26 protein-coding genes are annotated in these 24,352 nt (G+C 70.9%); 10 read left to right on the top strand and 16 right to left on the bottom strand.

Annotated features, from left to right (window positions below; genetic code table 11):
* Positions 1-53 precede the first annotated feature (53 nt).
* Positions 54-1,022, bottom strand: coding sequence for a R2-like ligand-binding oxidase (locus AB0B33_RS35380; RefSeq protein ID WP_360779981.1), 969 nt, complete (start codon positions 1,020-1,022; stop codon positions 54-56).
* Positions 1,019-1,618 (bottom strand): TetR family transcriptional regulator, encoded by a 600-nt coding sequence (locus tag AB0B33_RS35375; protein WP_360779978.1) that lies wholly within the window; start codon positions 1,616-1,618, stop codon positions 1,019-1,021. The genes AB0B33_RS35380 and AB0B33_RS35375 overlap by 4 nt, the downstream gene beginning before the upstream one ends.
* Before the next feature lie 94 nt (positions 1,619-1,712).
* On the opposite strand from AB0B33_RS35375, the gene AB0B33_RS35370 reads away from it, so the two are divergent.
* Positions 1,713-2,330 (top strand): HAD family hydrolase, encoded by a 618-nt coding sequence (locus tag AB0B33_RS35370; protein ID WP_360779975.1) that lies wholly within the window; start codon positions 1,713-1,715, stop codon positions 2,328-2,330.
* Here AB0B33_RS35370 and AB0B33_RS35365 read toward each other — a convergent pair.
* Positions 2,327-2,563: a hypothetical protein gene (locus tag AB0B33_RS35365; RefSeq protein ID WP_360779972.1), complete on the bottom strand. Its 237-nt coding sequence runs from the start codon at positions 2,561-2,563 to the stop codon at positions 2,327-2,329. The genes AB0B33_RS35370 and AB0B33_RS35365 overlap by 4 nt on opposite strands.
* Before the next feature lie 132 nt (positions 2,564-2,695).
* Here AB0B33_RS35365 and AB0B33_RS35360 point away from each other — a divergent pair, with 132 nt between their 5' ends.
* Positions 2,696-3,082, top strand: a complete 387-nt coding sequence (locus AB0B33_RS35360; RefSeq protein ID WP_247025487.1) for a cold-shock protein — start codon at positions 2,696-2,698, stop codon at positions 3,080-3,082.
* Here the strand turns inward: AB0B33_RS35360 and AB0B33_RS35355 are convergent.
* From AB0B33_RS35355 to AB0B33_RS35345, 3 genes are read right to left on the bottom strand one after another with little or no spacing between them, the layout of a single operon-like run.
* Positions 3,079-3,555: a DUF2771 family protein gene (locus AB0B33_RS35355; protein WP_247017934.1), complete on the bottom strand. Its 477-nt coding sequence runs from the start codon at positions 3,553-3,555 to the stop codon at positions 3,079-3,081. The genes AB0B33_RS35360 and AB0B33_RS35355 overlap by 4 nt on opposite strands.
* 11 nt (positions 3,556-3,566) lie before the next feature.
* Positions 3,567-5,513, bottom strand: a complete 1,947-nt coding sequence (locus AB0B33_RS35350) for an MFS transporter (RefSeq protein ID WP_247017936.1) — start codon at positions 5,511-5,513, stop codon at positions 3,567-3,569.
* A gap of 50 nt (positions 5,514-5,563) precedes the next feature.
* Positions 5,564-6,331, bottom strand: coding sequence for a glutaminyl-peptide cyclotransferase (locus AB0B33_RS35345; RefSeq protein WP_360779968.1), 768 nt, complete (start codon positions 6,329-6,331; stop codon positions 5,564-5,566).
* 51 nt (positions 6,332-6,382) lie between these two features.
* Here AB0B33_RS35345 and AB0B33_RS35340 point away from each other — a divergent pair, with 51 nt between their 5' ends.
* Positions 6,383-7,963 carry a DUF3027 domain-containing protein gene (locus tag AB0B33_RS35340; protein WP_360779965.1) on the top strand — a complete coding sequence of 527 codons (1,581 nt, stop codon included), beginning with the start codon at positions 6,383-6,385 and terminating at the stop codon, positions 7,961-7,963.
* Positions 7,935-10,766: a molecular chaperone Hsp90 gene (locus AB0B33_RS35335; RefSeq protein WP_360779963.1), complete on the top strand. Its 2,832-nt coding sequence runs from the start codon at positions 7,935-7,937 to the stop codon at positions 10,764-10,766. The genes AB0B33_RS35340 and AB0B33_RS35335 overlap by 29 nt, the downstream gene beginning before the upstream one ends.
* Before the next feature lie 2 nt (positions 10,767-10,768).
* Here AB0B33_RS35335 and AB0B33_RS35330 read toward each other — a convergent pair whose 3' ends face one another.
* Complete coding sequence (locus tag AB0B33_RS35330; protein ID WP_247025488.1) at positions 10,769-10,996, bottom strand: DUF2530 domain-containing protein; 228 nt, start codon at positions 10,994-10,996, stop codon at positions 10,769-10,771.
* Between the two features lie 82 nt (positions 10,997-11,078).
* On the opposite strand from AB0B33_RS35330, the gene AB0B33_RS35325 reads away from it, so the two are divergent.
* On the top strand, positions 11,079-12,551 hold the full coding sequence (locus tag AB0B33_RS35325; protein WP_247025489.1) for an NCS2 family permease: 1,473 nt from the start codon (positions 11,079-11,081) through the stop codon (positions 12,549-12,551).
* Here the strand turns inward: AB0B33_RS35325 and AB0B33_RS35320 are convergent.
* The gene (locus AB0B33_RS35320) at positions 12,541-13,083 is read right to left on the bottom strand and encodes a hypothetical protein (RefSeq protein WP_360779961.1); all 543 of its coding nucleotides are present in this window, start codon (positions 13,081-13,083) and stop codon (positions 12,541-12,543) included. The two genes, AB0B33_RS35325 and AB0B33_RS35320, sit on opposite strands and share 11 nt — an antisense overlap.
* Before the next feature lie 105 nt (positions 13,084-13,188).
* Here AB0B33_RS35320 and AB0B33_RS35315 point away from each other — a divergent pair, with 105 nt between their 5' ends.
* Both AB0B33_RS35315 and AB0B33_RS35310 read left to right on the top strand, forming a co-directional pair.
* Positions 13,189-13,620: a MarR family transcriptional regulator gene (locus tag AB0B33_RS35315; RefSeq protein ID WP_247017945.1), complete on the top strand. Its 432-nt coding sequence runs from the start codon at positions 13,189-13,191 to the stop codon at positions 13,618-13,620.
* Positions 13,621-13,733: 113 nt separating this feature from the next.
* The gene (locus AB0B33_RS35310) at positions 13,734-14,990 is read left to right on the top strand and encodes an MFS transporter (RefSeq protein WP_247017946.1); all 1,257 of its coding nucleotides are present in this window, start codon (positions 13,734-13,736) and stop codon (positions 14,988-14,990) included.
* Between the two features lie 110 nt (positions 14,991-15,100).
* Here the strand turns inward: AB0B33_RS35310 and AB0B33_RS35305 are convergent, their stop codons facing one another.
* From AB0B33_RS35305 to AB0B33_RS35275, 7 genes are all read right to left on the bottom strand, one after another.
* Positions 15,101-15,379 carry a hypothetical protein gene (locus tag AB0B33_RS35305; protein WP_360779956.1) on the bottom strand — a complete coding sequence of 93 codons (279 nt, stop codon included), beginning with the start codon at positions 15,377-15,379 and terminating at the stop codon, positions 15,101-15,103.
* 80 nt (positions 15,380-15,459) lie between these two features.
* Complete coding sequence (locus AB0B33_RS35300) at positions 15,460-16,509, bottom strand: hypothetical protein (RefSeq protein WP_360779954.1); 1,050 nt, start codon at positions 16,507-16,509, stop codon at positions 15,460-15,462.
* A gap of 216 nt (positions 16,510-16,725) precedes the next feature.
* Positions 16,726-17,529: an arylamine N-acetyltransferase gene (locus AB0B33_RS35295; protein ID WP_360779950.1), complete on the bottom strand. Its 804-nt coding sequence runs from the start codon at positions 17,527-17,529 to the stop codon at positions 16,726-16,728.
* A gap of 102 nt (positions 17,530-17,631) precedes the next feature.
* Positions 17,632-18,255: a superoxide dismutase gene (locus tag AB0B33_RS35290; RefSeq protein ID WP_247017949.1), complete on the bottom strand. Its 624-nt coding sequence runs from the start codon at positions 18,253-18,255 to the stop codon at positions 17,632-17,634.
* A 238-nt stretch (positions 18,256-18,493) separates the two neighbouring features.
* The gene (locus AB0B33_RS35285; RefSeq protein WP_360779946.1) at positions 18,494-19,156 is read right to left on the bottom strand and encodes a biliverdin-producing heme oxygenase; all 663 of its coding nucleotides are present in this window, start codon (positions 19,154-19,156) and stop codon (positions 18,494-18,496) included.
* A gap of 73 nt (positions 19,157-19,229) precedes the next feature.
* Positions 19,230-19,826, bottom strand: a complete 597-nt coding sequence (locus AB0B33_RS35280) for a TetR/AcrR family transcriptional regulator (protein ID WP_360779943.1) — start codon at positions 19,824-19,826, stop codon at positions 19,230-19,232.
* A 16-nt stretch (positions 19,827-19,842) separates the two neighbouring features.
* On the bottom strand, positions 19,843-21,342 hold the full coding sequence (locus AB0B33_RS35275) for a glutamate-cysteine ligase family protein (RefSeq protein WP_247017954.1): 1,500 nt from the start codon (positions 21,340-21,342) through the stop codon (positions 19,843-19,845).
* Between the two features lie 211 nt (positions 21,343-21,553).
* On the opposite strand from AB0B33_RS35275, the gene AB0B33_RS35270 reads away from it, so the two are divergent.
* The 3 genes from AB0B33_RS35270 to AB0B33_RS35260 are packed head-to-tail and all read left to right on the top strand — an operon-like array spanning position 21,554 to position 23,367.
* On the top strand, positions 21,554-22,360 hold the full coding sequence (locus AB0B33_RS35270; protein ID WP_247017955.1) for an RNA methyltransferase: 807 nt from the start codon (positions 21,554-21,556) through the stop codon (positions 22,358-22,360).
* Positions 22,361-22,390: 30 nt separating this feature from the next.
* On the top strand, positions 22,391-23,011 hold the full coding sequence (locus AB0B33_RS35265) for a DUF2537 domain-containing protein (RefSeq protein WP_360779938.1): 621 nt from the start codon (positions 22,391-22,393) through the stop codon (positions 23,009-23,011).
* Positions 23,011-23,367 carry an MmcQ/YjbR family DNA-binding protein gene (locus AB0B33_RS35260; protein WP_247017957.1) on the top strand — a complete coding sequence of 119 codons (357 nt, stop codon included), beginning with the start codon at positions 23,011-23,013 and terminating at the stop codon, positions 23,365-23,367. The genes AB0B33_RS35265 and AB0B33_RS35260 overlap by 1 nt, the downstream gene beginning before the upstream one ends.
* On the opposite strand, the gene sepH is transcribed toward AB0B33_RS35260, so the two are convergent.
* Positions 23,364-24,206, bottom strand: a complete 843-nt coding sequence (gene sepH, locus AB0B33_RS35255) for a septation protein SepH (protein ID WP_247017958.1) — start codon at positions 24,204-24,206, stop codon at positions 23,364-23,366. The two genes, AB0B33_RS35260 and sepH, sit on opposite strands and share 4 nt — an antisense overlap.
* Between the last annotated feature and the right edge of the window lie 146 nt (positions 24,207-24,352).

Here is a 24,352-nt window from a genome sequence, read left to right as displayed (position 1 = left end):
GAGTTCGTGACGGCCACCTCGAAGTTCGTCGAGGTGGCCGTCACGGACTCGGGTCAGCCGACGGCGGCCGCGGCCTCGGCGATCGCCTTCGCGTCTTCTTCGCCGAACGTCTCCTCGAGGTGCTCCGGCGAGTAGTCGAGGTCGATCTGCTCCACCGGCATCCCCCGCGCCGACTCGATCGCGCCCAGCCGGCGTTGGGCCCGGTCCGCCGCGTACTGGATGATCTCCTGCGGGTCGTTGTCGAACGGCAGTTCCTCGAACTGGTCCTGCACCCACTGGATCATGCTGAGCGCGTGCGGGAGCAGCTCGCCCATCCGCTGCTGCACCGCGTCCCACAGCGAGTCGTCCGCGGCGACGTGGCGGCGGCAGGTGAACGTGCCCCACGCCATGTGGCGGCGCTCGTCGTCGCCGATGCGGCGGACGAGTTCCTGCATGCCCGGCAGGATGTCGTGCTGGGTGCAGATCAGCTGCCACGAGTAGTAGCCCGTCAGTGCGAGACTGCCTTCGATCACGTGGTTGTACGTCACGCTCGCGCGGATCTGGTTGAGCGGGCTGGGATCGTCCTCCAGCGCGCGCAGCGACTGCGGGAGCTCCTCGTAGAACAGCTTGCGGTAGTGCGGGTTCTCCGCGACGTACGGGTGGAGGTCCTGCGTCAGCCCGACGGCGTCCATCCACCGCCGGAACACTTCCGTGTGTTTGGCTTCCTCGAAGCAGAACTGCGTCAGGTACATCTCGTCGCCGAAGCGGCCGGTCGCCGACATCGCGCGCATGAACGGCTGGATGTCCTCGGTGACGGCCTCTTCGCCGGCGATGAACTGCGCGACCAGGTACGTCGTGCTTCGCTGCTGCTCGGGGTTGAGCGTGTCCCAGCCTTCGCGCTCGCGGCTGAAGTCGATGTCGGCGGGGTTCCAGAACTTCTTGTTGCCCTTGACGAACAGCCGCAGCGGGAACGAGTCCCAGTTGAGCCCGCCCTTGCGCAGCGAGGAAAAGCCGGTCCGCAGCTCGGGCAGCGTTTCGGTCATCGTGTCACTCCATTGTGGACGAATTGGCGGATGGCGGGTTCCAGCACGGCGGTGACGGCGTCGGCCGCCTCCGTCGCCGAGTGCGTCGAGAGCACCAGGTGCGACAGCGAAAGCCGCACGACGGTCTCCGCGAGCAGGGCCGCGGACTCCGCCGAGAGGCCGGGCTCGAACTCCCGGTACTGCTCGGCGGCGAGGTCGGCGGCCGCGGTGAGGATGGGCTCGCCCCTGGTCGTGAGCAGCGGCAGCAGGTCCTCGCCCGCTTCGGTGCCGAGCGCCGCCGCGACCAGGCGGTTCTCCCGCGCGTGCTCGATCGTGTAGACGACGGCGTGGTGGATGCCCGCGAGGAGCCCGTCCGCCGTTTCGAACCGCCGCCGGATCCCGTCGAGGAACTCCGACGCGGTGCGCAGCGCCACCGCCTGGGTCAGCGCCGCCTTGTTGCCGAACTCGTTGTAGACGGTTTGCCTGCTCACCCCGGCCTTGGCCGCCACGTCGGCCATCCGCAGCCCCGCGTAGCCGGCCTCCGGCAGCAGGTCCGCGGCGGCGTCGAGCAGGGCTTCCCGGAGGGACGCCTTCGTCCGGTCAGTGAAGCTGGTCACACCTCACCTTGACACAGATCGCCTCGCTGTCAAGACGCTGTACATGATCAGCTGACGTGTAAAACTGTCGGTGGTCCCGGCTAACGTGTCGGTCGTGGGCATCACGGTGGGGTTCGACCTCGACATGACACTGATCGACGCGCGGCCGGGCATGGCCGCGGCGATGAACGCGCTCGGCGCCGAATCCGGCCTGCCGCTGGACGGTGCCGCGTTCGCGGCCAACCTCGGCCCGCCGCTCGACGACATCCTGCGCGGCTTCGAGGCGCCGGAGGAACGCATCCCGGGGCTCGTCGACCGGTTCCGCGCGCTGTACCCGGACATGGTGGTGCCCAGCACGGTCGCGCTGCCGGGCGCGGTCGAGTCGCTGCGCGCGGTGCGGGAAGCCGGTGGGCGCACGCTGGTCGTCACCGGCAAGTACGGGCCCAACGCACAACTGCACGTGGACGCGCTCGGCCTGGACGTCGACGAGGTCGTCGGCGAGCTGTGGTCGACGCAGAAGGCCGAAGCGCTTCTAGCGCACGACGCGCGCGTGTATGTCGGAGATCACGCCGGCGACATCCGCGGCGCGCTGGCCGCCGGCGCGATCGCCGTCGGCGTCACGACGGGGCCGTGTGACCGCGCGCTCCTGCTGAGCGAAGGAGCGGAGGTGGTGTTCGAGTCGCTGACGGAGTTCCCGGACTGGTTCGAGAAGACGTTCGCGGCCGTGTCCTAGTTCTTGGCGCGCGCCTCGCGGACCAGCGCGATCAGGGACAGCGCCAGCCCGAGCGAGGTGATGACCCCGGCGGCGGCGGAAAGCCAGACCGGCAGGTTCTCCAGGCCGGCGGCGAACATGATGAACACCGTCAGCACGGCGAGCATGCCGATGCCGAACAAGCCGATGCCGACGCGCATCAGGAACGGTTTGCCGGTGGCGGCCACGGCGGCCTCCTTCGTCGCCTCACTCATGACTGAGAGGGTATCCGCCGGTATCGACTTCTCCCCAGGGCATGTGGCGAGATACCCTTTACCCAGCGCGCCCTGGGTACGCCCCCGGGCGCGTTCGTCGTGAGCGGGACAGCAGAAGGATTGGTGAGGGAAGTGCCGACCGGCAAGGTCAAGTGGTACGACGCGGAGAAGGGGTTCGGGTTCGTCACGCAGGACGGTGGCGCCGACGTCTACATCCGCAAGGCCGCGCTGCCGCAGGGCGTCGAGGGGCTCAAGGCCGGTCAGCGGCTGGAGTTCGGCGTCGCCGACGGCCGCCGTGGTCCGCAAGCGCTTTCCGTCCGGCTGCTCGACCCGCCGCCGTCCGTCGTCGAGGCGCGCCGCCGTCCCGCCGAGGAACTGCACGGCCTGATCGAGGACATGATCAAGCTCCTCGAGCTGAAGGTGCAGCCGGACCTGCGGCGCAACCGCTACCCGGACCGCAAGCACACCAAGCAGATCGGCGAGATCATGCGCGCGGTGGCGCGGGACCTGGACCCCTAAGCCTCGAGCCGCAGGCCCCACACGTCGCTGGGCAGCAGCCCGGACTCACCGGTGCTGGAGTTCAGCACGGCCGTGTACTTCTGCACGTCGACCGCCGAGATGCGGTCGGCGGGCGTCGGCGGCGTGACCGTGTACGCGTAGCGGTCCAGCGACGTGAACGGGATCGGGTCGCTCTGCTTGTACTCGCCCTGCGGGGTGACGTACTCGTAGACGATCTGCCACGGCGCGTCGGCGACCTCGCCGGGCACGGAGATCTGCACGGGCTTGCCCGGGCGGACCTTCAGCGTCTTCGTGTCGCCCTTGGCGCTGCACGGCTGCGCGAGCTGCTGCGAGTAGTCGCAGGAGAGCACCGGCGCGGTGTTGACCGTGTGGCCGTCGGCGTAGAACGTGACCTCGGCCGGGCCGGGCGCCGAGCAGCCGGCCACCGCGAACCCACCGGCCGCAAGCAGGGCCACCACCCGGGAACGTCGCATGGGCTCAGACCCTACCGGCGGGGTGCCGCGTCCCTGGGCAGGCCCTGGGCCGGGAAGCTGCCGGTCGGTTCGGGGCGCAGCGGCCGGTCGCCGCCGAGGCCCGGCACGAGCGAACCGCCGCGGCGCACCAGGTACGTCTGCGTCAGGCCGACCGCGAGCACGACCGTGATGACCAGGAAGCCGATCCAGTACGTCGGCGGCAGCAGCAGGCCCGCGCCGCCACCGAGGCACCACGCCAGCTGCAGCACGGTCTCCGAGCGGCCGAACGCCGACGCGCGCGACTCTTCCGGCAGGTCTTCCTGGATGACGGCGTCGAGGCTGATCTTCGCGAGCGCGCTGGCCGTCGCGCCGACCAGGCCGACGATCGCGGCCGTGGCCAGGCCGGGCAGCACCGTCGCGACCAGCGCGGCCAGCACGCAGCTCGCCACGCACCCGACGATCACCTGGTCCGGGCTGCCGAAGTGCAGGCGCGAACCCAGCGCGTTGCCGAGGAAGCCGCCGGCCCCCGCCGCGGCGCCGATCACGCCGAGCAGGAGCAGCTGCATGAACGGCGTCTGCCCGGTGCCTTCGGTCTGCGCCTTGACCGCGAACGCGGCGAACATCATGAGGAAGCCGGTGAGCACGCGGACCGACCCGTTGCCCCACAGCGCGACGACGATGTGGCGCCCCATCGGCTGGCGGCGCTTCTTCTCGGTCGGGTGGGCGGAAAGCGACGTCGGGACCTCGCCCTCGGTCGCCTCGACCCAGGCCGGGATCCGCATCGACTGCACGGCGGCGGCGACGCAGATCAGCGCCGTGAACCACAGCGCGCCCGCGGAGCCGGAGATCGCGTTGATGCCGCTGGCCAGCGCGCCGAACGCGCCCGCGGCGACCAGGCCGAACGTCGTCAGCCGGGCGTTGGTCTTGGACAGCGTGATCTCGGACGGCAGCACCCGGGGCGTCACGGCGGCCTTGAGCACGGTGAACGACTTGGAGAGCACCATCATCCCGAGCGCGGCCGGGTAGAGCAGCCAGTCGTCGAAGTGCAGTGCCATCACCACGGCCATCAGGCCCTGGCCGACCGAAGACGCGCACATCGCGAGCCGGCGGCCGCGCTGCACCTTGTCGAGCGCGGGGCCGATCACCGGCGCGACCAGCGCGAACGGCGCGATCGTGATGAGCAGGTAGAGCGCGACCTTGCCCTTGCTCTCGCCGCTGGTGGCGGCGAAGAAGAGCGTGTTGGCCAGCGCGATCGCCATCGCCGCGTCGCTGGCGTAGTTCAGCATCACGGCGTAGGTCAGCGAGGTGAGGCCGGACTTCTCGGCGCCGTCGGCCTTCGTCGCGCGCTGGAAGGCGCCGACGGCCTGGCCGGTCAGCTGGCGGCTGCGCATCGCCGCCACCCGCGTGACGGTGATCTTCTTCGGCAGCTTCGGCGTGCCGCCCGGCGTCCGCGGTTCTTCGCGCGGCGGCAGCGGTTCGGCCTCCGGCGGCCGCGGCTCGCCGGCGTAGCCACCGGTGTCGTAGTGCTCGTACTCGCCGCTGCCGGGGTACCGCTCGCCCTGGTAGAAGCCGCCGGGCTCGCGGCGGACGGGCTCGGTGCGGTGCGGGTCGTGCGGCGGGTACGGCCGCGCCCCGCGTGGAGGAGGAGGCGGCGGCCGGTGGCCCGCCGGTGCGGCGGCGGTCGGTGCCTCGTTCGCGTCCGGCGCGCCGTAGTACCCGCCGCGCGGGGCCGCGGGCCGTTCGGCGCGGAGGGGCGGCGGCGCGCTGCGGTGCTCGACGCGGGTGTGCTCCGCGCGGCCGGCGGGCGGCGGCGGGCTCGGGGGAGGGTGCTCGACGCGGGTGGGCGGCGGCGGGTTGCGGGCGGCCTCGCGCCAGGACCGCGCTTCGGTGGCGCCCGGCTCCGGCGTCCAGCGTCGCTTCGACTTGCGGCCGCGCGGCTGCGAGCCGGAGCCGTCGGAGCGGGAGCCGAAGAGTGCCACGCCTCAATCCTGCCTTACCGGGGGCCGGTTCCGCCTGCTCATCCGTGCTTTCACGCCCGGACCGGGACGAACCTCACCCGGAACGTGACCGGCCACTGCTTCCCGGTGAGGAGGAAATCACCGGTCCCGGGGACGGCGGCGATACCGTTGAGCACGTCTTCGGCGCCGGCCGGGTTCACCTTGGCACGCAGCTGACCTGCGTCGATGGTCGCGGTGACGTGTCCGGTGGCGGCGTCGACGCGCAGGATCGTGTCGGTGTGCCAAACGTTTGCGTAGACGTCCCCGCCGACGCATTCGAGTTCGTTGAGCTGGTCGCGCCCGACGTCGACGCTCCCGGTCACGGCGAAGGTCTTCGGATCGCGGAAGGTCAGGCGCGCGGATCCGTCGCTCATGACGAGCCGCCCGTCGGCCTGGTGGCACAGCCCCCAGCCTTCGCCCTGGTAGGGCACCCGGCGCAGCTCGGCGAGGGTCTTGGCGTCGCGTTCGATGGCGACGCCGTCCTGCCAGGTGAGCTGCCAGAGCGTCGGCCCGAGCACGGTGACGCCTTCGCCGAACAACGGCGACGGCAGCGTGGCCTTCACGGACGGCGGCCCCCCGAGGGGCCCGGCGGTGAGCGTCGACTGGCCGGCGAGCCCGGTGCTTTCGTAGAGCGTGTCGCCGGCGAACTCGAGGCCTTCGGTGAACGCGGCGGGGTCGTGCGCCGAGGTCGAGACCACTTCGACGGTGAGCTGTGACGGGCCGGCCGGCTGTTCGGGAGCACCGGCGCAGCCGCCGAGCGCGGCGGCCAGCAGCAGGGTGGTGAGGATCGGCGTGCGCACGTTGAACAGCCTGGCACGGGCGCCGCGGATGCGTGCGGCACAATTGGCCGCATGACTCTGCTGCTGACCCTGGACGACGGTTCCGTGCAGCGCAAACTCGCCGACGCGGTGGAGTTCGCGCGAGCTGCGGTGCTGGACGAAGCGCCCGAGGACCAGCTCGGCGCCCACGTGGGGGTCACCCGCGAAGACGCGGTCACGGCGAGTCACCTGTTCGAGGCCCAGGTACCGGGCTACGGCGGCTGGCGCTGGTCGGTGACGGTCGCCTTGGCGGGCGACGAAGAGCCGGTGACGGTCAGCGAGGTCGTCCTGGTGCCCGGTCCGGACGCGCTGATCGCCCCGCCGTGGGTCCCGTGGGAGCGCCGGGTGCGCGCGGGCGACCTGGGCGTCGGCGACATCTTCCCGACGGACGAGAACGACCCCCGCCTGGCCCCGGCCTACCTCCAGTCCGACGACCCGGCGGTGGAGGAGGTCTCCCGCGACGCGGGCCTCGGCCGGGTCCACGTGCTGTCCCGCTACGGCCGCACGGAGGCGGCGACCCGCTGGCACAGCGGCGAGTTCGGCCCCAGGTCCGACATGGCGCGCAGCGCCCCGGACGTGTGCGGAACGTGCGGCTTCTTCGTCCAGCTGGCGGGTTCGCTGAGCGGCGTGTTCGGGGTGTGCAGCAACGACATCGCCCCGGCGGACGGCCACGTGGTCGACGTGGAGTACGGGTGCGGAGCGCACTCGGAGATCGAGGTCGAGGTGACGTCCTCGGTCCCGGTGGCAGAGCTGGTGTACGACGATTCGCTGCTGGACTTCACGCCGGCCCCGGAGCCGGTGGCGGAGACCCCGGAGACTGTGGCTGAGCCGGTTGAGCCGGTGGCGGAGACGTCGGCGGTGGATCCGGAGGCGGAGACCCCGGCGGAGGCAGAGCTGGCGGTGGCGGAGCCGGTGGTCGAGACGTCGGCGGCGGAGCCGGAGACGGCGGTCGCGGAGTCGGACGTGTCACCGGCGGAGGTCGAGCCGGAGGCGGCCGAGGCCGCGACGGTGGTCGAGGCTGAGGCGGCCGGTGCGGTCGCGGAGCCGGTCCAAGCCGACGTGACCGAGGCGGTTGCCGAGCCGGAGGAGGTGGCTGAGGGCGAGCCGGTGGTTGCCGAGGTTGCTGCCCCGGCGGAGGCGGAGCCGACTCAGGCTGAGGTGACGGATGCGGTTGTGGAGCCGGAAGCGGCTGACGCGGTCGCCGAGCCCACCCAGGCTGAGGTCCCCGATGCGGTTGCCGAACCGGCAGTCGCGGAGCCGGCTCAGGCCGAGGTGGCTGAGGGCGAGCCCGTGGTTGCCGAGGTTGCCGCTCCCGCGGAGGCGGAGCCGACCCAGGCCGAGGTGACGGATGCGGTTGCCGAGCCGGTGGCGGCGGAGGCCGAGCAGGCGGTTGCCGAGCCGGCCCAGGCCGAGGTGACTGGCGCTGCTGCCGAGCCGGTGGTTGAGGCTGACGTGACCGGTGCGGTTGCCGCGCCAAAGGCTGCTGCAGCGGAGCAGGCCGAGGCCGTCGAGGAAGTTGACCTGCCGGAAGCCGTGCTCGCCGACAATGTGGTCACCGAGGAGCCCGTGAGCCGGGCTCGGATCGATGGTGCTGGTGAGCAGTCTGAGCACTGAGCCGGGTGGGGACGATGCCTTCGGCACCGGGCGGCTTCGTGAGGCGACTTTGCGCGCTTGGCGGGACTCGCCGACTCGGCTGATCGAAGACACCAACGTCGAGTGCGACCTGCGGGTCGGGGCCTATCGGGATCGGCTCTTCGTCGAGCTCGCCCAGAACGCCGCCGATGCCGCCATGGCCGCTCAGCGGCCTGGGCGGGTTCGGGCGTCCCTTGTGGACGGACGGGAACTCCGGTTCGCCAACACCGGGGCGCCGCTTGACGCTCGGGGCGTTGCTTCGCTTGCCTCGCTGCGGGCTTCCGGGAAGACCGGCGAGACCGTCGGGCGGTTCGGGGTCGGCTTTGCCGCCGTGCGGACCGTTTCTGACGAACCTCGGGTCGTTTCCCGCACCGGTGGGGTTGCCTTTTCCGCTCAGCTGACCCGGGAAGCCGCCGGGATCGAGGGGGATGTTCCCGTTCTGCGGCTGCCGTGGCCGGTGGACGAAGAAGTTCCGGACGGCTTCGACACCGAAGTCCGGCTTCCGTTGCGGGACGACGTCGATGGTGGCGCTCTCCTCGAAGAGCTCGCGCGTGACGTCGCCGACCTGTTGCTCGCCTTGCCGTGGCTGGCCGAGTTCGAGGTCGGGGGTCGCGTTTGGACTCGGTCTGCCGAAGGGGACGTCGTCGAAATTCGGGGACCCGCGGGGGAAACTCGCTGGCTGACCCACCGTGGTGACGTCGTCTGGGCGGTTCCGGTCGGTCGGGACGGTGCGCCCGAGCCGCTGAAGGAAGACGTTCTGCGTGCTCCTACGCCCACCGATGACGCGTTGTCGTTGCCCGCGCGGCTGCTCGCTTCCGTTCCGGTCGAACCTTCGCGCCGCCGGGTGTTGCCCGGGCCTGAATTGACCGAGGCGCTGGAGAAGGCTGCTGCCGAGTACGTCGGGCTTGTGCGGTTGCTGCCGGCCGAGCACCGGTTCGCGCTCGTTCCGACGCCCGGGTTTCCGAAGTCCACTGTGGACGCCAAATTGAGTGACGAAGTGCTTTCCGTGCTCGGCAACGAAACTTGGGTGTCCACTCAGGACAAGAAGGAGATTTCCGGGCGGCAGGCGAGGGTTCTCGACGTCGATGTGCCCGGGCTGCCGGAACTGCTCGCCGACTTCGTGCCGGGTCTGGTCAAGGGGAACGTGCCGGCGCAAGCGCTGAAAGCTGTTTCCGGGCAGGTTGTCGGCATCGAAGAGGTGCTGGAAACGCTTACCGGCGTCAGCCGGGATCCCGGCTGGTGGCGCGAGGTCTACGCCGCGCTCGCGATCGCCGTCGACTCGCACGCCGTCGCCGCGGAGAAGCTGGACGGGTTGCCCGTTCCGCTGTCGGACGGCCGGACCTTGCCGGGCGCTCGGGGCTGCTTGCTCGTCGAGGGGTCGGCGGAGCTGCTCGAACTGCTGTCCGATGTGGACATCCCGGGACTCCGGCTGGTGCACCCCGCCGCGTCGCACCCGTTGCTGGAACGGTTGGGGGCCAAGCACGCCGACGCGCGGGAGCTGCTCAACGCCGATCAGCTGCGGGACGCCGTCGAGCGCAGTGTCGAGGACGTGCGGTCCGGATTGGACGGTACGACGCTCGCCGGTGCCGTGCTCCGGCTGATTGCCGACTGCGGGGACGACGCGCCGCGGTGGGTCGGGGCGCTTGCCTTGCCCGCCAACGATTCCTGGCGCCGCGCCGACGAACTCGTACTGCCGGCGTCGCCGCTGATCGACGTCTTCGACGAAGAGGTCTTCGAGGAGGACGGTGCGCTCGACGTCCTCGATGAGGACTTCGCCGAGGACTGGCCGGCCGACACGCTGAAGGCCGCGGGAGTGCTCGACTCGTTCGCGCTGGTCGTCGACGACGAGCCGCACGAACCCGACCACGACCTGCCCGACGAAGAATCCTGGTGGGACTCGCTGCCGGAGCCGCCGTCGACGCTCGTCGCGATCCGGGACCTCGACCTCGTCGCCGACGACTCCTGGCCCGCCGCGCTGCGGCTGCTCGCCGCGCGGCCCGAAACCTGGCACGCCCTGCGTGCGCCGCGGGGCCACGCTGCCTGGTGGATCGCGCAGTACGCCGTGCTCGACGGGTTCGCGCCGAACGAGTGGCGCCTGCCGGACGCCGACCTGGCCGGGCTCTACGACGTGGTGCCCGACCTCGGCCTCGGCGAGCAGCTCCTCGCGGCCGCCGGGGTGCGGGCGGACCTCGCGCTGTCCACAGTGGAGGAAGCGGACGACCTCCTTGGCCGGCTCGCCGACCCGGATCGCGTGGTCTCGGCCGGGCTGATCGCTCGCGCTTACGACGCCGTCGTCGAGTCGGGGCTCGAACCGCGGGCGCCGCGGGGTGTGCGGGCCGCGGACGGGACCGTCGTGACCGACGCGCTCGTGCTGGACGTGCCGTGGGTGGCCGGGGCGCTCGAACCCGATCAGTACGTGGTCGCCCCGGAAGACCCGGAGCGGCTCGCCGACCTGCTCGACCTGCCGCTCGCGAGCACCGCGGCCGCCGAGGTCACCAGCCGAGGTGAGTACGCGCCCTGGGCCGAGCTGCCCGCGTTGAAGCTCGTCGCCGACCAGCTCGGCGTGCGGCTGCCCGACGGCGGTGTCCTGGTGCACGACCCGCTGACCGTGTCGATCCAGGGCGCGGAGCACGACGTCCAGTGGTGGTCCGACGGCCGGCTGCACGCGGCCGACACGTCCGAGGGCCTGGCCCGCGCGTTCGCCTGGGCGGCCGGGCGCTGGCCCGACCGGCACCTGATCACCGCGCTGCTCGACGACCCGTCACCGCGGACGCTGCTCGCTTAGCCTCAGAGCCGCTGGGCCGACTTCGAGCCGCGGCGGGCGGCGGCGCGCTGCCAGCCGATGATCGCCATGCCGACGAAGCCGAGCGCGAAGCCGGACAGCGCCGTCTGCACCCACAGCCCCGGACTCGTGAAGAAGAGCACCACCAGCGCGACAGCCCAGATCGAGGTGCCTACGATCACCACCGGCGTCAGGTCGGTCAGCTTCTTGGGCAGCTCCGGCGTGTGCCGCAACGAGCCCGTAACCTCCGGTGGATTGATCGGTTCACTCACGAGGTGCAGGGTACTCCGCAGCAGCGAGAGAATGGGCAGGCGAATGGCGGAGCAGGAGACGACCCGCGAGGGGACGTCCACACTGGACCGGTTCTTCAAGATCACCGAGCGGGGTTCGACGGTGCCGCGCGAGCTGCGCGGCGGCTTGGTCACCTTCGTCACGATGGCCTACATCGTGGTGCTGAACCCGCTCATCATCGGCAGCTTCTCGGCCGACGACGCGGGCGCGCACAAGGACCTCCTCGGCGGCATCCTGCCCGTCTCGCAGGTGGCCGCGGTGACCGCGCTCGTCGCCGGCGTGATGACGATCCTGATGGGCCTGGTCGCGAACTACCCGTTCGCCATCGCGACCGGCCTCGGCATCAACAGCCTGGTCGCGGTCACCATCGCCCCGCAGATGACCTGGCCCGAGGCGATGGGCCTGGTGGTCATCGAGGGCGTGATCATCGTCCTGCTCGTGCTCACCGGGTTCCGCACCGCGGTGTTCAAGGCCGTGCCGGCCGCGCTGAAGTCCGCGATCGCCGTCGGCATCGGCGTGTTCATCTGCCTGATCGGCCTGGTCGACGCCGGGTTCGTGCGCCGGCTGCCGGACGCCGCGCACACCACCGTCCCGGTCGGCCTTGGCATCAACGGCTCGATCGCCTCCTGGCCGACCGCGGTGTTCGTCGTCGGCCTGCTGCTCACCGGCATCCTCGTGGTGCGGAAGGTCAAGGGCGCGATCCTCATCGGCGTGCTGGCGTCGACGGTGCTGGCCATCGTCGTCGAGGCGATCGTCAAGGCCGGGCCGTCGCAGGGCACGAACCCGAAGGGCTGGAACCTCGGCTACCCGGCGCTGCCGGACCAGGTGCTCGGCCTGCCCAACCTCTCGCTGGTCGGCGACGTCTCCTTCGGCGCCTGGACGCGGCTGCCGATCATCACCGTCTGCCTGCTGGTGTTCACCCTGGTGCTCGCCGACTTCTTCGACGCCATGGGCACCATGACCGGCCTCGCGAAGGAAGCCGACCTGCTGCCGAAGGACGGCCAGCTGCCCAACGTCGGCAAGGCGCTGTTCGTCGAGGGCCTCGCGGGCGCGGCCGGCGGGTTCGGCTCGGCCAGCTCGAACACGGTGTTCGTCGAGTCGGCGTCGGGCATCGCGGAGGGCGCGCGGACCGGCTTGGCCAACGTCGTCACCGGCGTGCTGTTCATCGCCGCCATGTTCCTGACCCCGCTCTACCAGGTCGTGCCGGTCGAAGCGGCCGCGCCGGCGCTGGTCGTGGTCGGCGCGATGCTGATGGCGCAGGTGCGCGACATCGACTTCACCGACTACTCGATCGCGCTGCCCGCGTTCCTGACCATCGTCGTCATGCCGTTCACGTACTCGATCGCGAACGGCATCGGCGCCGGCTTCGTCAGCTACGTCGTGATCCGCGCGGCCACCGGCAAGGCCCGCCAGGTGCACCCCCTCATGTGGGTGATCGCGCTGGCCTTCGTGGCGTACTTCGCGGTCGGGCCGATCCAGGCCGCGTTCAGTTCCTGATCTTCAGCGCTTCGTCGAAGACGCCCCGGTCGCGCTCGAAGTCGGCGGCCGGGGCGTCGAACCGGACGGTCACCAAGGCTTCGCCGGCGCCGAGGCCGACCACCGTCACCCGCCGCGGCGTGCCGTCGCGGTCGTAGGTGAAGTTCCATTCCGCGGCGTCGAAGTCGGCGATCGGGGCGTGCCCGGCGACCGTGCCACCCTGCCGGCCGGCGACCGCCTTGAGCCCGCTCAGCGCGTCTTCCTGCGTGATCGGCACCCGGTCGGTCTCGAGCAGGAGCTCACCCCGGCGGTAGCTCGCCCGCTCTCCGTCGCGGTTCACGGCCCAGTCCGCCGGCACCGGGATCTCGATCGCCTGGCCGGGACCGTCCGCGAGCCGGTAGACCTCCAGCCCGCCGGAGACGATCGAGGGTGCGGGCGATGGCGGCGGGGCGGCCGCCGGGGCGGCGTCCGGGCCGCTGCTCAGGAACTGCGCCGCCACGATCGCCAGTACCGCCGCGCCGACCACGGCCGAGCCCACCAGCTTCTTGTTCATCCGACCCCCCGGGGTTTCCCTCGTGAGGACGCGTGACCGTGTTCCAGGTTGCCGCTTGACGGAGATCACCCGTGCGGCCGAAGTTTCGTAAGGTATGCTAACTATATGTCCGGCGACACGCACGAACGCTCTTTGGCGAGCCGTCTGCGTCTCGCGGTGGTCCGGCTCAACCGCCGGCTGCGGGCACAGCGCGTCGGGGACGACCTCACGCTCACGCAGGTCGCTGCGCTGTCCACCTTGCACAAGTGCGGCGCGCTGACCCCGGGGCAGCTCGCCGCGAAGGAAGGCGTCCAGCCGCCCTCGATGACGAGGGTGATCGCCGCGCTCGAAGAGATGAAGTTCGTCGAGCGGCGCCCGCACCCGACCGATGGCAGGCAAGCCATCGTCGAGCTGTCCGAGAGCGGACTCGCCTACGTGCGGCGGGCCATCTCGGTGCGAGAGGCGTGGCTGGACCGGCAATTGGCGGAACTCGGCGACGAAGAGCGCGAAGTGCTCTCCAAAGCCGCCGAAATCATCGACAGGATGGCGGGGAACTAACCACGGTGACGGCCACGGGTAGCGAAACGAAGCGTTCCACCGAGACCACTGCTACCCGGGAGACGGCGCCACCGCCGTCCGCTTCGCCACCGTCCCCGTCCAAGCGCGGCAGCATGTTCGCCTCGCTGCGGGTCCGCAACTACCGGCTGTTCTTCACCGGCCAGGTCATCTCGAACATCGGCACCTGGATGCAGCGCATCGCCCAGGACTGGCTGGTGTTCACCCTCAGCGGCAACAACCCGATCGCCCTCGGCATGGCCGTCGCGCTGCAGTTCGCGCCGACGCTGTTCCTCTCGCTGTGGGCGGGCGTCCTCGCCGACCGCGTCGACAAGCGGCGGCTGCTCACCTGGATCCAAGTCGCCGCGTGCGCGCAGGCCGTCGTCCTCGGGGTGCTCGACATCAGCGGGATCGTCGCGCTGTGGCAGGTCTACGTCCTGTGCTTCACGCTCGGCATCACGGCGTCGCTCGAAGTGCCGACGCGGCAGTCGTTCGTCGCCGAGATGGTGGGCCGCGACCAGATCGCGAACGCCGTCGCGCTCAACTCGTCGATCTTCAACATGGCGCGGATCGTCGGCCCGGCCATCGCCGGCTTCGCGATCACCTGGATCGGCACCGGCTGGCTGTTCATCGCGAACGCGGTCAGCACGGTCGCGGTGATCATCGGCCTGGTCCTGATGAACCCGGACAAGCTGTTCCGCGTCGCGGCGGTGCCGCGCGAGAAGGGACAGCTCGTCGAGGGCCTCCGGTACGTCCGGCGGCGCTCCGACCTGATGACCGTGATGGTGCTGGTGCTGTTCGTCAGCACGTTCGGCATCACGTACTTCAGCTCGCTGCCGATCGTCGCCGCGAACGTGTTCCACACGGCCGCCGACGGCTACGGCCTCCTTTCCACGCTGGTCGCGGTCGGCACGTTCACCGGCGCGGTGATGTCCGCCCGGCGCGGCACCAAGGGACGGCCGCGGGTGCGGCTGATGCTGGTGTCGGCCTTCTTCCTGGGCGTGTTCGAACTGCTCACGGCGTTCATGCCGACGTACCTGACGTTCGGCCTCGGCCTGATCCCGCTCGGCTTCGCGACGATGACGTTCCTCAACACGGCGAACGCGCTGGTGCAGACGTCGGTCAGCCCGGAGATGCGGGGCCGGGTGATGGGCCTGTACGTGCTGGTCCTGATCGGCGGCAACCCGATCGGCGGACCGATGGTCGGCTGGATGGCGGACGCCTTCGGCGGGCGGTCTCCCTTCTACATCGGCGGCGCGGTTTCGGCGCTGGCCGCGGTCGTGTGCGCGGTGGTGCTGATCCGGCGGGGTGGCGTTTCGTGGCCGGTGCAGCGGGGGTTCGGGCTTCGAGTTTTGAAGCGGTCGAAGGTCTAGCTGCTGCGTTGGCTGGCCGGGGTGGGAGGTTGTGCTCCCGCCATTAGGCGGGCGAAGTGGACCCGGCAGCCTTCCGAGCGGTGGGCGGGCGGGGTTTCGCGTTTCCGGGATCAGACGACCTTGACGTCCGAGACGAATTCCGTCGCTCCTGCCTTCCAGGGGCCTCCTCTTTGCCGGCACCAGGCGAGCGCGTCAGGGATCGCGAGCATGGGCTCTTCGTGAGCGCGATGGTGGCGGTACTCCAGTGCCTCGCAGCCGTGCAGCCGGGTCGACCGCTGCCGCCTGCGCTCGTGTGCCGAGCCGTCGTAGATCGTGACCGCCGGATGCAACTCCGCGATGGGGTCGAGGATCTGCTTGCGTCGGTTGTCGCTCTTGTGGATGAAGTGCAACCGCCGCGCTTACTTTCGTCGACGGAGACATGAGCGGTCACCCCCGGCGTTAGCCGCAGTCGTGTGAAGCGGTCGAAGGTCTAGCTGCCGCGCAAGCGCGGTAGCAGGGACTCGGCCCAGGCTCGCAGTTCTTCGTCGGACTTCCTCGGGGACGGCCACGCGAGCTGCACCTGTTGTGGTGAGTCGCCGGTGAGCTGGATCGTCACCGATGGGTTCTCCACATCGGCGGGCCGGCCGCCGATCGTGTCCGGGAGCGACTCCGTGAGCCGCTCCTTGCTCGATGCCTGGACCTGGTATTCCTCGTCCGCCCGGTGTTCGCAGCGGCCGTCGTGCTTCGGGACGAACTCCTCGAGCGGGCGCCCGGTGGATTGCGAGAGCGCGGAGCACAGCTGCCAGGCGATCAGCGGCGTCGGCGCGTCGACGATGCCGGTGCCCGGGGCCGGGCCCGCCTCGCGGACCGGGATCGCGTCGCCGGTGCCGTCCGTCGGCAGTGCCGGCCCCGGTGTGGTGATGGCGCCGACGATGCGCTCCCCGATGTCGCGGACGAGGTTCGCCAGGTCCCGGGGTGTCCGGTCCCAGACGTCCTGCTCCAGGGAAACCTCCAGCACGGGCTTGGCCCAGCTCGGCGCACGCTGCCCGAGGAGCCGGACGACCACCGTCGAGTGCTTGCCGTAGGTCGACGAGGAGAGCCTGGCTTCGCGGCCGCCGATCGACGTCTGCTCCACCGGGCCGGGCGGGACGATCAGCTTGCCGTCGCTGAGCTCGGCTTTGAGCCGGAGGGTGGTGGTGACGACCGTGCAGCCGAAGACCACCGACACCTCGCGCCGGACCGGGCCGCCCAGCAGTCTCGCCCAGGTCGGTTCGGGCAGCGCCGAACAGAGCACGTGGCCCGACGTGTAGTCCGGCAGTGCCGCGGCCAGCTCGCCGGTGGGCATCGGCGCCTCCCGGACCGGGTGCGCGCCCGGTTCCGGCCACGGGCTCGGCAGTTCCTTCGGTGGTTCGGGCAGCGCGACGGGCTTGGCGAAGGTGTGTATGACCAGCCAGGCCGCGCCGCCGTGCACGGCCAAGAAGGCCAGCACGGCGACGACGATCAGCGCCGCGGTGCGGTTGGAGTTCCCCCTTGTGTTCACGCTGTGACCGTATCGACACGCACCGACAAAAACCGGGGGTTTCCGCGGGAAGGGTCACTCGAACGAGTGAGATCCGAGTCTCCTCGACCGGCCTCTTGTTCGGGAGATGAGGTTAGGCTAACCTCATGCATGTCCGCTTCGTGGTGGGAGCGGCAGTCAGTTCGGGAACGGACGGAGCCCCGGCCCTGGGAACCCCAGGCCGGGGCTTCGTTCACGTCACGGCAGTGTCGGGCTGAGCGTCCCGCTCGTCAAGGGGCTCCCACCCGGCGGAGTGGGCAGGCGCTTCAGCGGGAGCCCGAAGTAGACGCGGTAGGCCGCCCGGATCGCGGCTTCGGTCGGCAGCAGGACCTCGTTCCGGACCCCGTCGACGGTCTCGATCAGCTTGTCGCCCGACAGCGTCACGCGGCCCTGGGACGTCGGGCGGGAACAGGTCAGCGAGCGCGTGAAGTGCGACTCGGGGGACGTCGACTGCCACCACGCCATCGGGACGAAGTCGGCCAGCGGGCGCGGGCGGCGCTCCAGCCGGTACTGCGGCTTTCCGGCCAGCAGCACGTCGACGTCGCCGTCCGGGGTGTCCAGCAGCAGGAACTCGCCGTCCGGGTCGCGCTGGGCGTCCACACCGGACAGGCGCAGCGGGTGCCGCGCGAAGCGGCCGAAACCGACGTCCACCAGCCAGGGTTCGTCGAGTTCGACGACGATCGCCGCGTGGTCCAGCGGCGGGCCGAGGGTGCCGTCGGCGTGGAAGACCTGCGCCGCGTGCAGGGTCGCGGAGAAGCCGAGTTCGCGCAGCAACGCCGCGAAGAGGCCGTTCAGTTCGTAGCAGAACCCGCCCCGCCGGCGTCGCACGATCTTCGCGAACAGGGCCGCTTCGGTCAGCTCGACGGGCTCGCCGAGGTGGATGCTCAGGTTTTCGAACGGGACCGTGCTCAGGTGGCGCTCCTGCAGGTGGCGCAGGGTCGCGAGGTCGGCCGCGGCGGGCCGCCGCACCCCCAGCCGGTCCAGATACGCGTCGACGTCCATGCACCAAGCCAAACACCTGGACCACACTCGAGGTCAAGCGATTTCACCCGCCGACGAAAAAACGGGGCCCTCCGTGCAGGAGGACCCCGTTCCCGGACGAGCTCAGCCGAGCAGCAGGCCGTTGCCGCCGGCGACGGCGTTGTCGAAGCGCTTGGAGATCTCCGCCCAGTTGTAGATGTTCCACAGGGCCTCGACGTACTTCGGCTTCACGTTCTTGTAGTCCAGGTAGAACGCGTGCTCCCAGACGTCGACCAGCAGGATCGGGACGGTCGGCAGCACCAGGTTGTTGTGGTGGTCGCGCAGCTGCTGGGTGATCAGCGTCTTGCCGATCGGGTCCCAGGAAAGCGCGGCCCAGCCGTTGCCCTGGATCGTCGTCGCGACGGCGGTGAACTGCGCCTTGAACTTGTCGAAGGAGCCGAACGCCTCGTCGATCGCGGCGGCGAGCTCACCGGTCGGCTTGTCGCCGCCTTCCGGCGACAGGATCTTCCACCACACGACGTGGTTCGCGTGCCCGGCGAGGTGGAACGCGAGCGTCGTCTGCAGGCCGACGATGTCGCCGAAGTTGCCGGCGTCACGGGCTTCCGCGATCTTGTCGAGCGTGTCGTTCGCGCCCTTGACGTAGGTCGCGTGGTGCTTGCTGTGGTGCAGCTCGTTGATCTCGCCGGAGATGTGCGGCGCGAGGGCGCTGTAGTCGTAGTCGAGATCGGGGAGCTCGTAGCGGGCCATTGGCCCTCCTTCTGTCTTCGACACAAGTTTCCGGTATCGAACCTAGTAGCACACGCCTCTCCGCGGCGAGCGGGGGCGCGTCGTGGTCACCGCGTGGGATGACCGGCTCGTGAATGGCGTACCCGAGGGGCCGCCACCCGAAACCGAGCCTGCTACCTGGACTTAACTGGAGGTCAACGAGCTGTGACGACGATCATGCGGCCCCGGGTGCGGCAGCATCGACGGTCGCGGTCCGGGCTCAGGCGGTGCGGTATTCGTCGAGCCGGGTGGCCAGTTCGTCGAACACCGCGACGTTGCATTCGAACGCCACCAGCGTCTCGCCGATCACCCGCGCCCGCTCGGCTTCGTCCCACGGTGCGCTGTCCAGCTTCGCGCGGTACTGGTCGCGGAAGCGGGGAGCGCTGCCGATGCCGTCGAAGTGGTAGAAGAGCGTGCCCGCCTCGGCGACGTCGTACTGGCGCTCCAGCAGCCGGCGGATCGCCTGGCCGCCCGCGATGTCGCCCAGGTAGCGCGTGTAGTGGTGGGCCACGTAGCCGCCGGCCCACGAAGACGCTTCGCGCACCCGTGCCACGTACTCCCGCGTCGAAGCCAGCGGCGTGATCGTCGTGCGCCAGTCCGGGCTGACCAGGTGGGCCAGGTCGCGCTCCAGGTTGGGGAGCCGGCGCAGCTCGTCGAAGACGAACTCGCCCCCGACCGGGTGATCCGCCATCGCGTCGCTCGCCGCCTCGATGGCGCCGTAGATGAAGTAGTACTGGATCGCCAGCTGGGTGTAGCCCTCCTGGGACAGCTCGCCGCCGAGCAGGGCGCGCATGTACGTCGAGTAGTTCGCCTTCTCGTGCACCTCGAGCGTCGACGCGCGCAGCGTCGCCGAGAACGGGCGGGCGTCCGTGGTCACCGACATGGGCAGGCCTCCCGGCGATCGATCTGACACGCTGTCAGAAAGATCGTAGGGCACAATCCCGGCTTAGGCTACCCTAAATCGACGCGCCGACCGCCCGGAGCACGAACCGCACCGAGGCTTCGATGACGTCTTCCAGCTGCTCGGGCGGGCCGTCGACCAGGGTGCGGTTGCCCAGGGCCGCGGTGATCATCGGGATCAGCACGTCCGGGTCCTCGGCCGGCCAGCGCCCCAGGTCGACGCCGCCGAGGAGGATGGCTCGCAGCCGGTCGGTGATCGGGTCCGCGTGCGCGCTGATCCGCCGGTACGCCGCCGGCGCCAGCGCCGACGCGAGCGCCGTGCCCGGCGGCATGTGGTACTCCGCCAGCACCCGCAGCTGCAGCCGGACGAACGTGGCCAGCTGGTCGGCCGGATCGGCCTGGGCCTCGACGGCTTCGGTCAGCTTCGTGACGTACTGGGCGGCCTCGTCCTCGACGAAGGCGACCAGCAGGCTCTCCTTGTCGGGGAAGTGGTTGTACAGCGCCGTCCGGCCCACGCCGGCCGCGGCGGCGACCCCGGCGAGCGTGATCGCGTCGAAGCCGCGTTCGTAGAGCTGCGCGCGCAGGACGTCGAAGACCCGCGTCCGGACCTCGCGCCGGTGGGCCTCGAGCGACGCACCGAGAATCTTCGGCATCGGCTCAGGTTAGCGGTCAATCACTCAACGTCCAGGTGTGCACCGGCTCGCCCGACTCCGACAGCTCCAGGTAGCGGCCCAGCATCAGGCTCAGCGCCGCCTCCCGGTCCAGCCCGCGTTCCTGCGCGCGCAGGACGTAGTCGCGCTGCCAGGTCGCCCCGGTCCGCCGCGCGAGGCAGCGGCGTTCGATGATCCCGAGGTAGCGCTCGCGGGCTTCGTCGGAGACGTCGGAGCGGCGCAGGCCCTCGTGGGCGAGCGGCAGCAGCACGCGCAGCGCCAGCTCGTCCGGCGGGATCCAGCCGATGCCCGGCCAGTACAGCTGCGCGTCGAACCCGCGGCGCGCGCCCGCGTAGAGGTTTTCCTCCGCGGCCTGGAAGGACATCTGACTCCACACCGGGCGTTCCGCCTCGGCGAGCGCGCGCTGGGCGCCGTAGAAGAAGGCCGCGTTCGCCACGGTGTCGACGACCGTCGGCCCGGCGGGCAGGACGCGGTTTTCGATGCGCAGGTGCGGCAGGCCGTCGACGACGTCGTACACCGGGCGGTTCCAGCGCCAGATGGTGCCGTTGTGCATGCGCAGTTCGGTCAGCTTCGGCGCCTGGCCCGCGTCGAGCGCCTCGATCGGGTCCTCGGCGTCGGTTTCCGGCAGCAGGCCGGGGAAGTAGCGGACGTTCTCCTCGAACAGGTCGAAGATCGACGTGATCCAGCGCTCGCCGAACCACACGCGCGGCCGGACGCCCTGGTTCTTCAGCTCTTCCGGCCGGGTGTCGGTCGCCTGCAGGAACAGCGGGATGCGCGTTTCGTGCCACAGCGCCTTGCCCAGCAGGAACGGCGAGTTGGACGCCAGCGCGATCTGCAACCCGGCCAGGCACTGCGCCGCGTTCCAGTGCGCGGCGAACTCCTCGGGCGCGACCTGGAGGTGCAGCTGCACGCTGGTGCACGCGGCCTCGGGCAGGATCGATTCGGCGTAGCTGCGCAACCGCTCCGGCTGCTGGCCGGGCAGCGGCGCGCCCTCCATCGCGAGCACCGTGCGTTCGCCGCGCGCGGCGAAGATCTGGTCGTTCAGCGTGGAGTACCGGGTCTTGTTGGTGAGCCACTTCTGGTCGAAGTGCTCGTGCTTCAACGTCGGCAGGATGCCGATCATGGCCAGCGCCGACCCGGTGTCGCGCGCCTTGGAGGCCGCGGTGGCCAGGTACGCGCGGAGGTCGTCTTCGAGCTGCAGGGCCGAATCGCCGGCCAGCGGCCGCGGCGGCACGTTCAGCTCGATGTTGTGCTGGCCCAGCTCGGTGGTGAACGACGGGTCGTCCAGCGCCTCCAGCACGGCGGTGTTCGTCATCGACGGGCGCAGCTCGCGGTCGACCAGGTTCAGCTCGACCTCGAGACCGATGTTCTTGCGGGGGAACGAAAAGCTGCCGTCGGTGAGCATGCGGGCCAACGTGTCCAGGCAGCGCTGCACCTTGCGGCGGTACCTTCCGCGGTCCAGCGTGGTGAACGATCGAGCCGCGAGGTCCATCCCCATGACCATCCCTGCTTTGCGTCGGCGTGGAACTAGGACGTGTTTCAGGTCCTGGCGGACAACCGTTACACAGGCGATGCACCCGTGCTAGCGGCCAAACTGGTGCTCTCCGTCACGAGGGGTTAACCGAAAGCAAAATGGACCCGTTCGCAGCACCGGGGTGTCGACGTTCGGACCAGTCGGGTGCCCGGCAAGCGGGTGACACACTGGGCGGATGGGCGTGATCCACATCCACGATCGGGACGACCCGCGGGTCGACGATTTCCGCGAGCTGTCCACAGCGGACCGGCGCCCGGACCGGCCTGGTGGACGGGGGTTCGTCATCGCCGAAGGCACCGTCGTGGTGTCCCGGCTGCTGGCGTCCCGCTACCCGGTGCGCGCGCTGCTCGGGGTCGAACGGCGGTTCGCCGAACTGGCGGCCGAACTCGAAGGAATCGAGGCGCCGCAGTACGTCGCGTCCGCGGAGACGATGGCCGACGTGGTCGGGTTCCACCTCAACCGCGGGATCCTCGCCGTCGCCGACCGGCCGGCGCCGCTCACGGTTTCCGAAGTCGTCGACGGTGCCGCCACGATCGCCGTGCTGGAAGGCGTCGGCGACCACGAAAACCTCGGCTCGCTCTTCCGGAACGCGGCCGCGCTCGGCGTCGGCGGGGTGCTGCTCGGGCCCGGTTGTTCCGACCCGCTGTACCGGCGCAGCGTGCGCGTCTCGATGGGACACGTGCTGCGCGTGCCGTTCGGGCACCTCGAGGACTGGCCGGGCGGGCTCGACGACCTGCGGGCGCGCGGGTTCGCCGTCGCGGCGTTCACCCCGCGGCCGGGGTCGGTCTCCCTGCGTGAACTGCGCGCGCACGCGCCCGGTCGGGTGGCGTTGCTCTTCGGTGCCGAGGGTCCCGGGCTGACCGAAGCGGCGCTGGCTGCGGCTGATCACGCGGTCCGGATACCCATGCCGGCCGGAGTCGATTCACTGAACATCGCGACCGCTGCCGCCGTTGCCTTCTACGAACTGGCTCCGGGTGGCTAAAGTGATCCCCCAGTCTGGCGAAAGGACACCATGGAGCTGCGGATCCGCGGCGAGCGCGCCGTGCTGGCCGGCCCCGGCGGGGAGCACGCGCGCGAGGTGGACCCGCACAAGCTCGCGATCGGCGCCGACCTGGCGCAGGCCCTGCACGAATGGGCCCGCGTCGCGGCCGCCGTCTCGGCCGATTCCGGTGCCGAAGCGAGCGCGGTCGTTTCGCAGCGCGGCCGCCAGCTGGCGGGCCGGCTCGCGTCGGTGATGGGCACGACCGTCCGGTTCGTGGACCCGGTGACGGGTGCGGACACGGTCGTCGAGCCGCCGCCGCGCGAACCCGAACCCGGCCACCGGTTCGTCCGCGCCGTGCTGGGCCCGCCGGGACCGCCCGGCGAACCGACCCCGTGGCCGACCGGCCTGACGGTGTCGGCGTTCATCGCGGCCGTGGTCGTCGTGGCGATGCTGGCGCTGGCTTCGACGCTGGCGCGGGAGACCAGCGGGTGGCTGGCGCTGGTGGCGTCGGTCGTCGTGACGGGCGGGATCACGCCGTCGCTGTGGCTGGTGCGGCGCACGCCGATCCTGCGGTGGGCCGCGTACGGCGCCGCGGGCGGTGTGGTGATCGCGTGGATCGGCGTGCTGGTGATCGCCTTCGGCGGCGCCTGATGGGCGAGCCGCTGGACGAGCTGCGGAAGGTGTGCCTGGCCCTGCCGGAGGCGACCGAGCGGCTCAGCCACGGGTCGCCCGCCTGGTTCGTGCGCGGCAAGAAGACCTTCGTGATGTTCGCCGACGACCACCACGGCGACGGCAGGCTCGCGTTCTGGTGCCCGGCGCCGCCCGGGGTGCAGGAGGAGCTGGTGCGCGGGGAGCCCGAGCGCTTCTTCCGGCCGGCGTACGTCGGGCACCGCGGGTGGCTGGGCGTGCGGCTGGACGTCGACGTCGACTGGGCCGAGGTCGGCCGGATCGTGCGCGAGGCGTACCGGCAGGTGGCGCCGAAGACGCTCGCGGCGCGGGTGGACTAGCCGCGCTGCGAGCGGACCCCGAGGAGCACGTCCTCCCAGGACGGCACGATCGGGTGATTCTTCTTGGCCTTCGGCCGCGGCTGCTCGGCCGTGTCTTCTTCCGGGTCCGCCGGCACGCGCGGGATCTCGCGGGTGTCGTCGTCCGGGTCCGGCTCGGCCGACGGCAGTTCGGCGCGCTCCGGTGCCACCGAGTCCAGCGTCGGCTGGAACTCCGTTTCGCGGGCCGGGGCCAAGGCACGGACCGTCCGGGGCGGGCGGTAGGCGTTCGGGTCCAGCAGGACCTCGGCGTTCTCGTCGAGCGCCGTGACCGTGCCGCCGTGCGCGCCGGGGGAGAACGCCCAGTGCGCGCGGTTGTCCGACCGGCCGGCCTTCCACTGGAGCACGACGACCCAGCGGCCGTCGTCGCCCTTCCACGAGTCCCAGGTGGCCTGCGAGTAGTCGTGCCCGCGCACGCCGAAGCCGTACGCGACGACCTCGCCGAGCGTCTGCACGTCGGGGCCGTCTTCACGGACGGGGTGCGCGCTCTGCGCGAGCTCGGCGGTGCGCGACCGCTCGAGCAGGACGGGGTAGGCGTAGCGCTCGACGCGCTGTGTGCTGACACCGGCGCTCGCGGCGACTTGCTCGACGGACTCGCCGGCGCGGATGCGCTGCTGGATCTCGCGTGGCCGCATCTGGCTCTCCAACTCGATTTCGATCTGGCCGAGGCGGGTGATGTCCCCCCGCGCCGCCGCACGCAGTCGCTCATCAGCCGGGAGCAGGAAGCGAGTGCGGCTCGCCGGGTCTTCGAGCACGATGGACTTGCCGTCCTCGTGCAGCCCGACCACTCGCAGCGCCCGCATTGTTCTCGCCTCCCCGATCTCTTCTTCACCGTTGTGGGTGCCCACGTTAGAACGGCGCGTCGACTTGACGTGCGAGGCGCGCCGAGTCCGTGCCGAACTGCCCACTGTTCATTTCGCGACGCTCGCATCATGGGTCACCCAGGTCA

Origin of the sequence: Amycolatopsis sp. NPDC049159 (assembly GCF_040648295.1) — a bacterium.
Lineage (GTDB): Bacteria > Actinomycetota > Actinomycetes > Mycobacteriales > Pseudonocardiaceae > Amycolatopsis > Amycolatopsis pretoriensis_A.
Note: the sequence above shows the minus strand (reverse complement) of the source record. Positions and strands in the feature narration are given on the sequence as shown.

Bases quoted from the DNA above. Each gene is read 5' to 3' on its own strand.
- AB0B33_RS35310 (WP_247017946.1), top strand. From the start codon at position 13,734: ATGTTCGCCTCGCTGCGGGTCCGCAACTACCGGCTGTTCTTCACCGGC.
- AB0B33_RS35325 (WP_247025489.1), top strand. From the start codon at position 11,079: ATGGCGGAGCAGGAGACGACCCGCGAGGGGACGTCCACACTGGACCGG.
- AB0B33_RS35355 (WP_247017934.1), bottom strand. From the start codon at position 3,555: ATGCGACGTTCCCGGGTGGTGGCCCTGCTTGCGGCCGGTGGGTTCGCG.
- AB0B33_RS35260 (WP_247017957.1), top strand. From the start codon at position 23,011: ATGGGCGAGCCGCTGGACGAGCTGCGGAAGGTGTGCCTGGCCCTGCCG.
- AB0B33_RS35320 (WP_360779961.1), bottom strand. From the start codon at position 13,083: ATGAACAAGAAGCTGGTGGGCTCGGCCGTGGTCGGCGCGGCGGTACTG.
- AB0B33_RS35275 (WP_247017954.1), bottom strand. From the start codon at position 21,342: ATGGGGATGGACCTCGCGGCTCGATCGTTCACCACGCTGGACCGCGGA.
- AB0B33_RS35280 (WP_360779943.1), bottom strand. From the start codon at position 19,826: ATGCCGAAGATTCTCGGTGCGTCGCTCGAGGCCCACCGGCGCGAGGTC.
- AB0B33_RS35380 (WP_360779981.1), bottom strand. From the start codon at position 1,022: ATGACCGAAACGCTGCCCGAGCTGCGGACCGGCTTTTCCTCGCTGCGC.
- AB0B33_RS35290 (WP_247017949.1), bottom strand. From the start codon at position 18,255: ATGGCCCGCTACGAGCTCCCCGATCTCGACTACGACTACAGCGCCCTC.
- AB0B33_RS35270 (WP_247017955.1), top strand. From the start codon at position 21,554: ATGGGCGTGATCCACATCCACGATCGGGACGACCCGCGGGTCGACGAT.
- AB0B33_RS35315 (WP_247017945.1), top strand. From the start codon at position 13,189: ATGTCCGGCGACACGCACGAACGCTCTTTGGCGAGCCGTCTGCGTCTC.
- AB0B33_RS35265 (WP_360779938.1), top strand. From the start codon at position 22,391: ATGGAGCTGCGGATCCGCGGCGAGCGCGCCGTGCTGGCCGGCCCCGGC.
- AB0B33_RS35365 (WP_360779972.1), bottom strand. From the start codon at position 2,563: ATGAGTGAGGCGACGAAGGAGGCCGCCGTGGCCGCCACCGGCAAACCG.
- AB0B33_RS35295 (WP_360779950.1), bottom strand. From the start codon at position 17,529: ATGGACGTCGACGCGTATCTGGACCGGCTGGGGGTGCGGCGGCCCGCC.
- sepH (WP_247017958.1), bottom strand. From the start codon at position 24,206: ATGCGGGCGCTGCGAGTGGTCGGGCTGCACGAGGACGGCAAGTCCATC.
- AB0B33_RS35285 (WP_360779946.1), bottom strand. From the start codon at position 19,156: ATGTCGGTGACCACGGACGCCCGCCCGTTCTCGGCGACGCTGCGCGCG.
- AB0B33_RS35340 (WP_360779965.1), top strand. From the start codon at position 6,383: ATGACTCTGCTGCTGACCCTGGACGACGGTTCCGTGCAGCGCAAACTC.
- AB0B33_RS35335 (WP_360779963.1), top strand. From the start codon at position 7,935: ATGGTGCTGGTGAGCAGTCTGAGCACTGAGCCGGGTGGGGACGATGCC.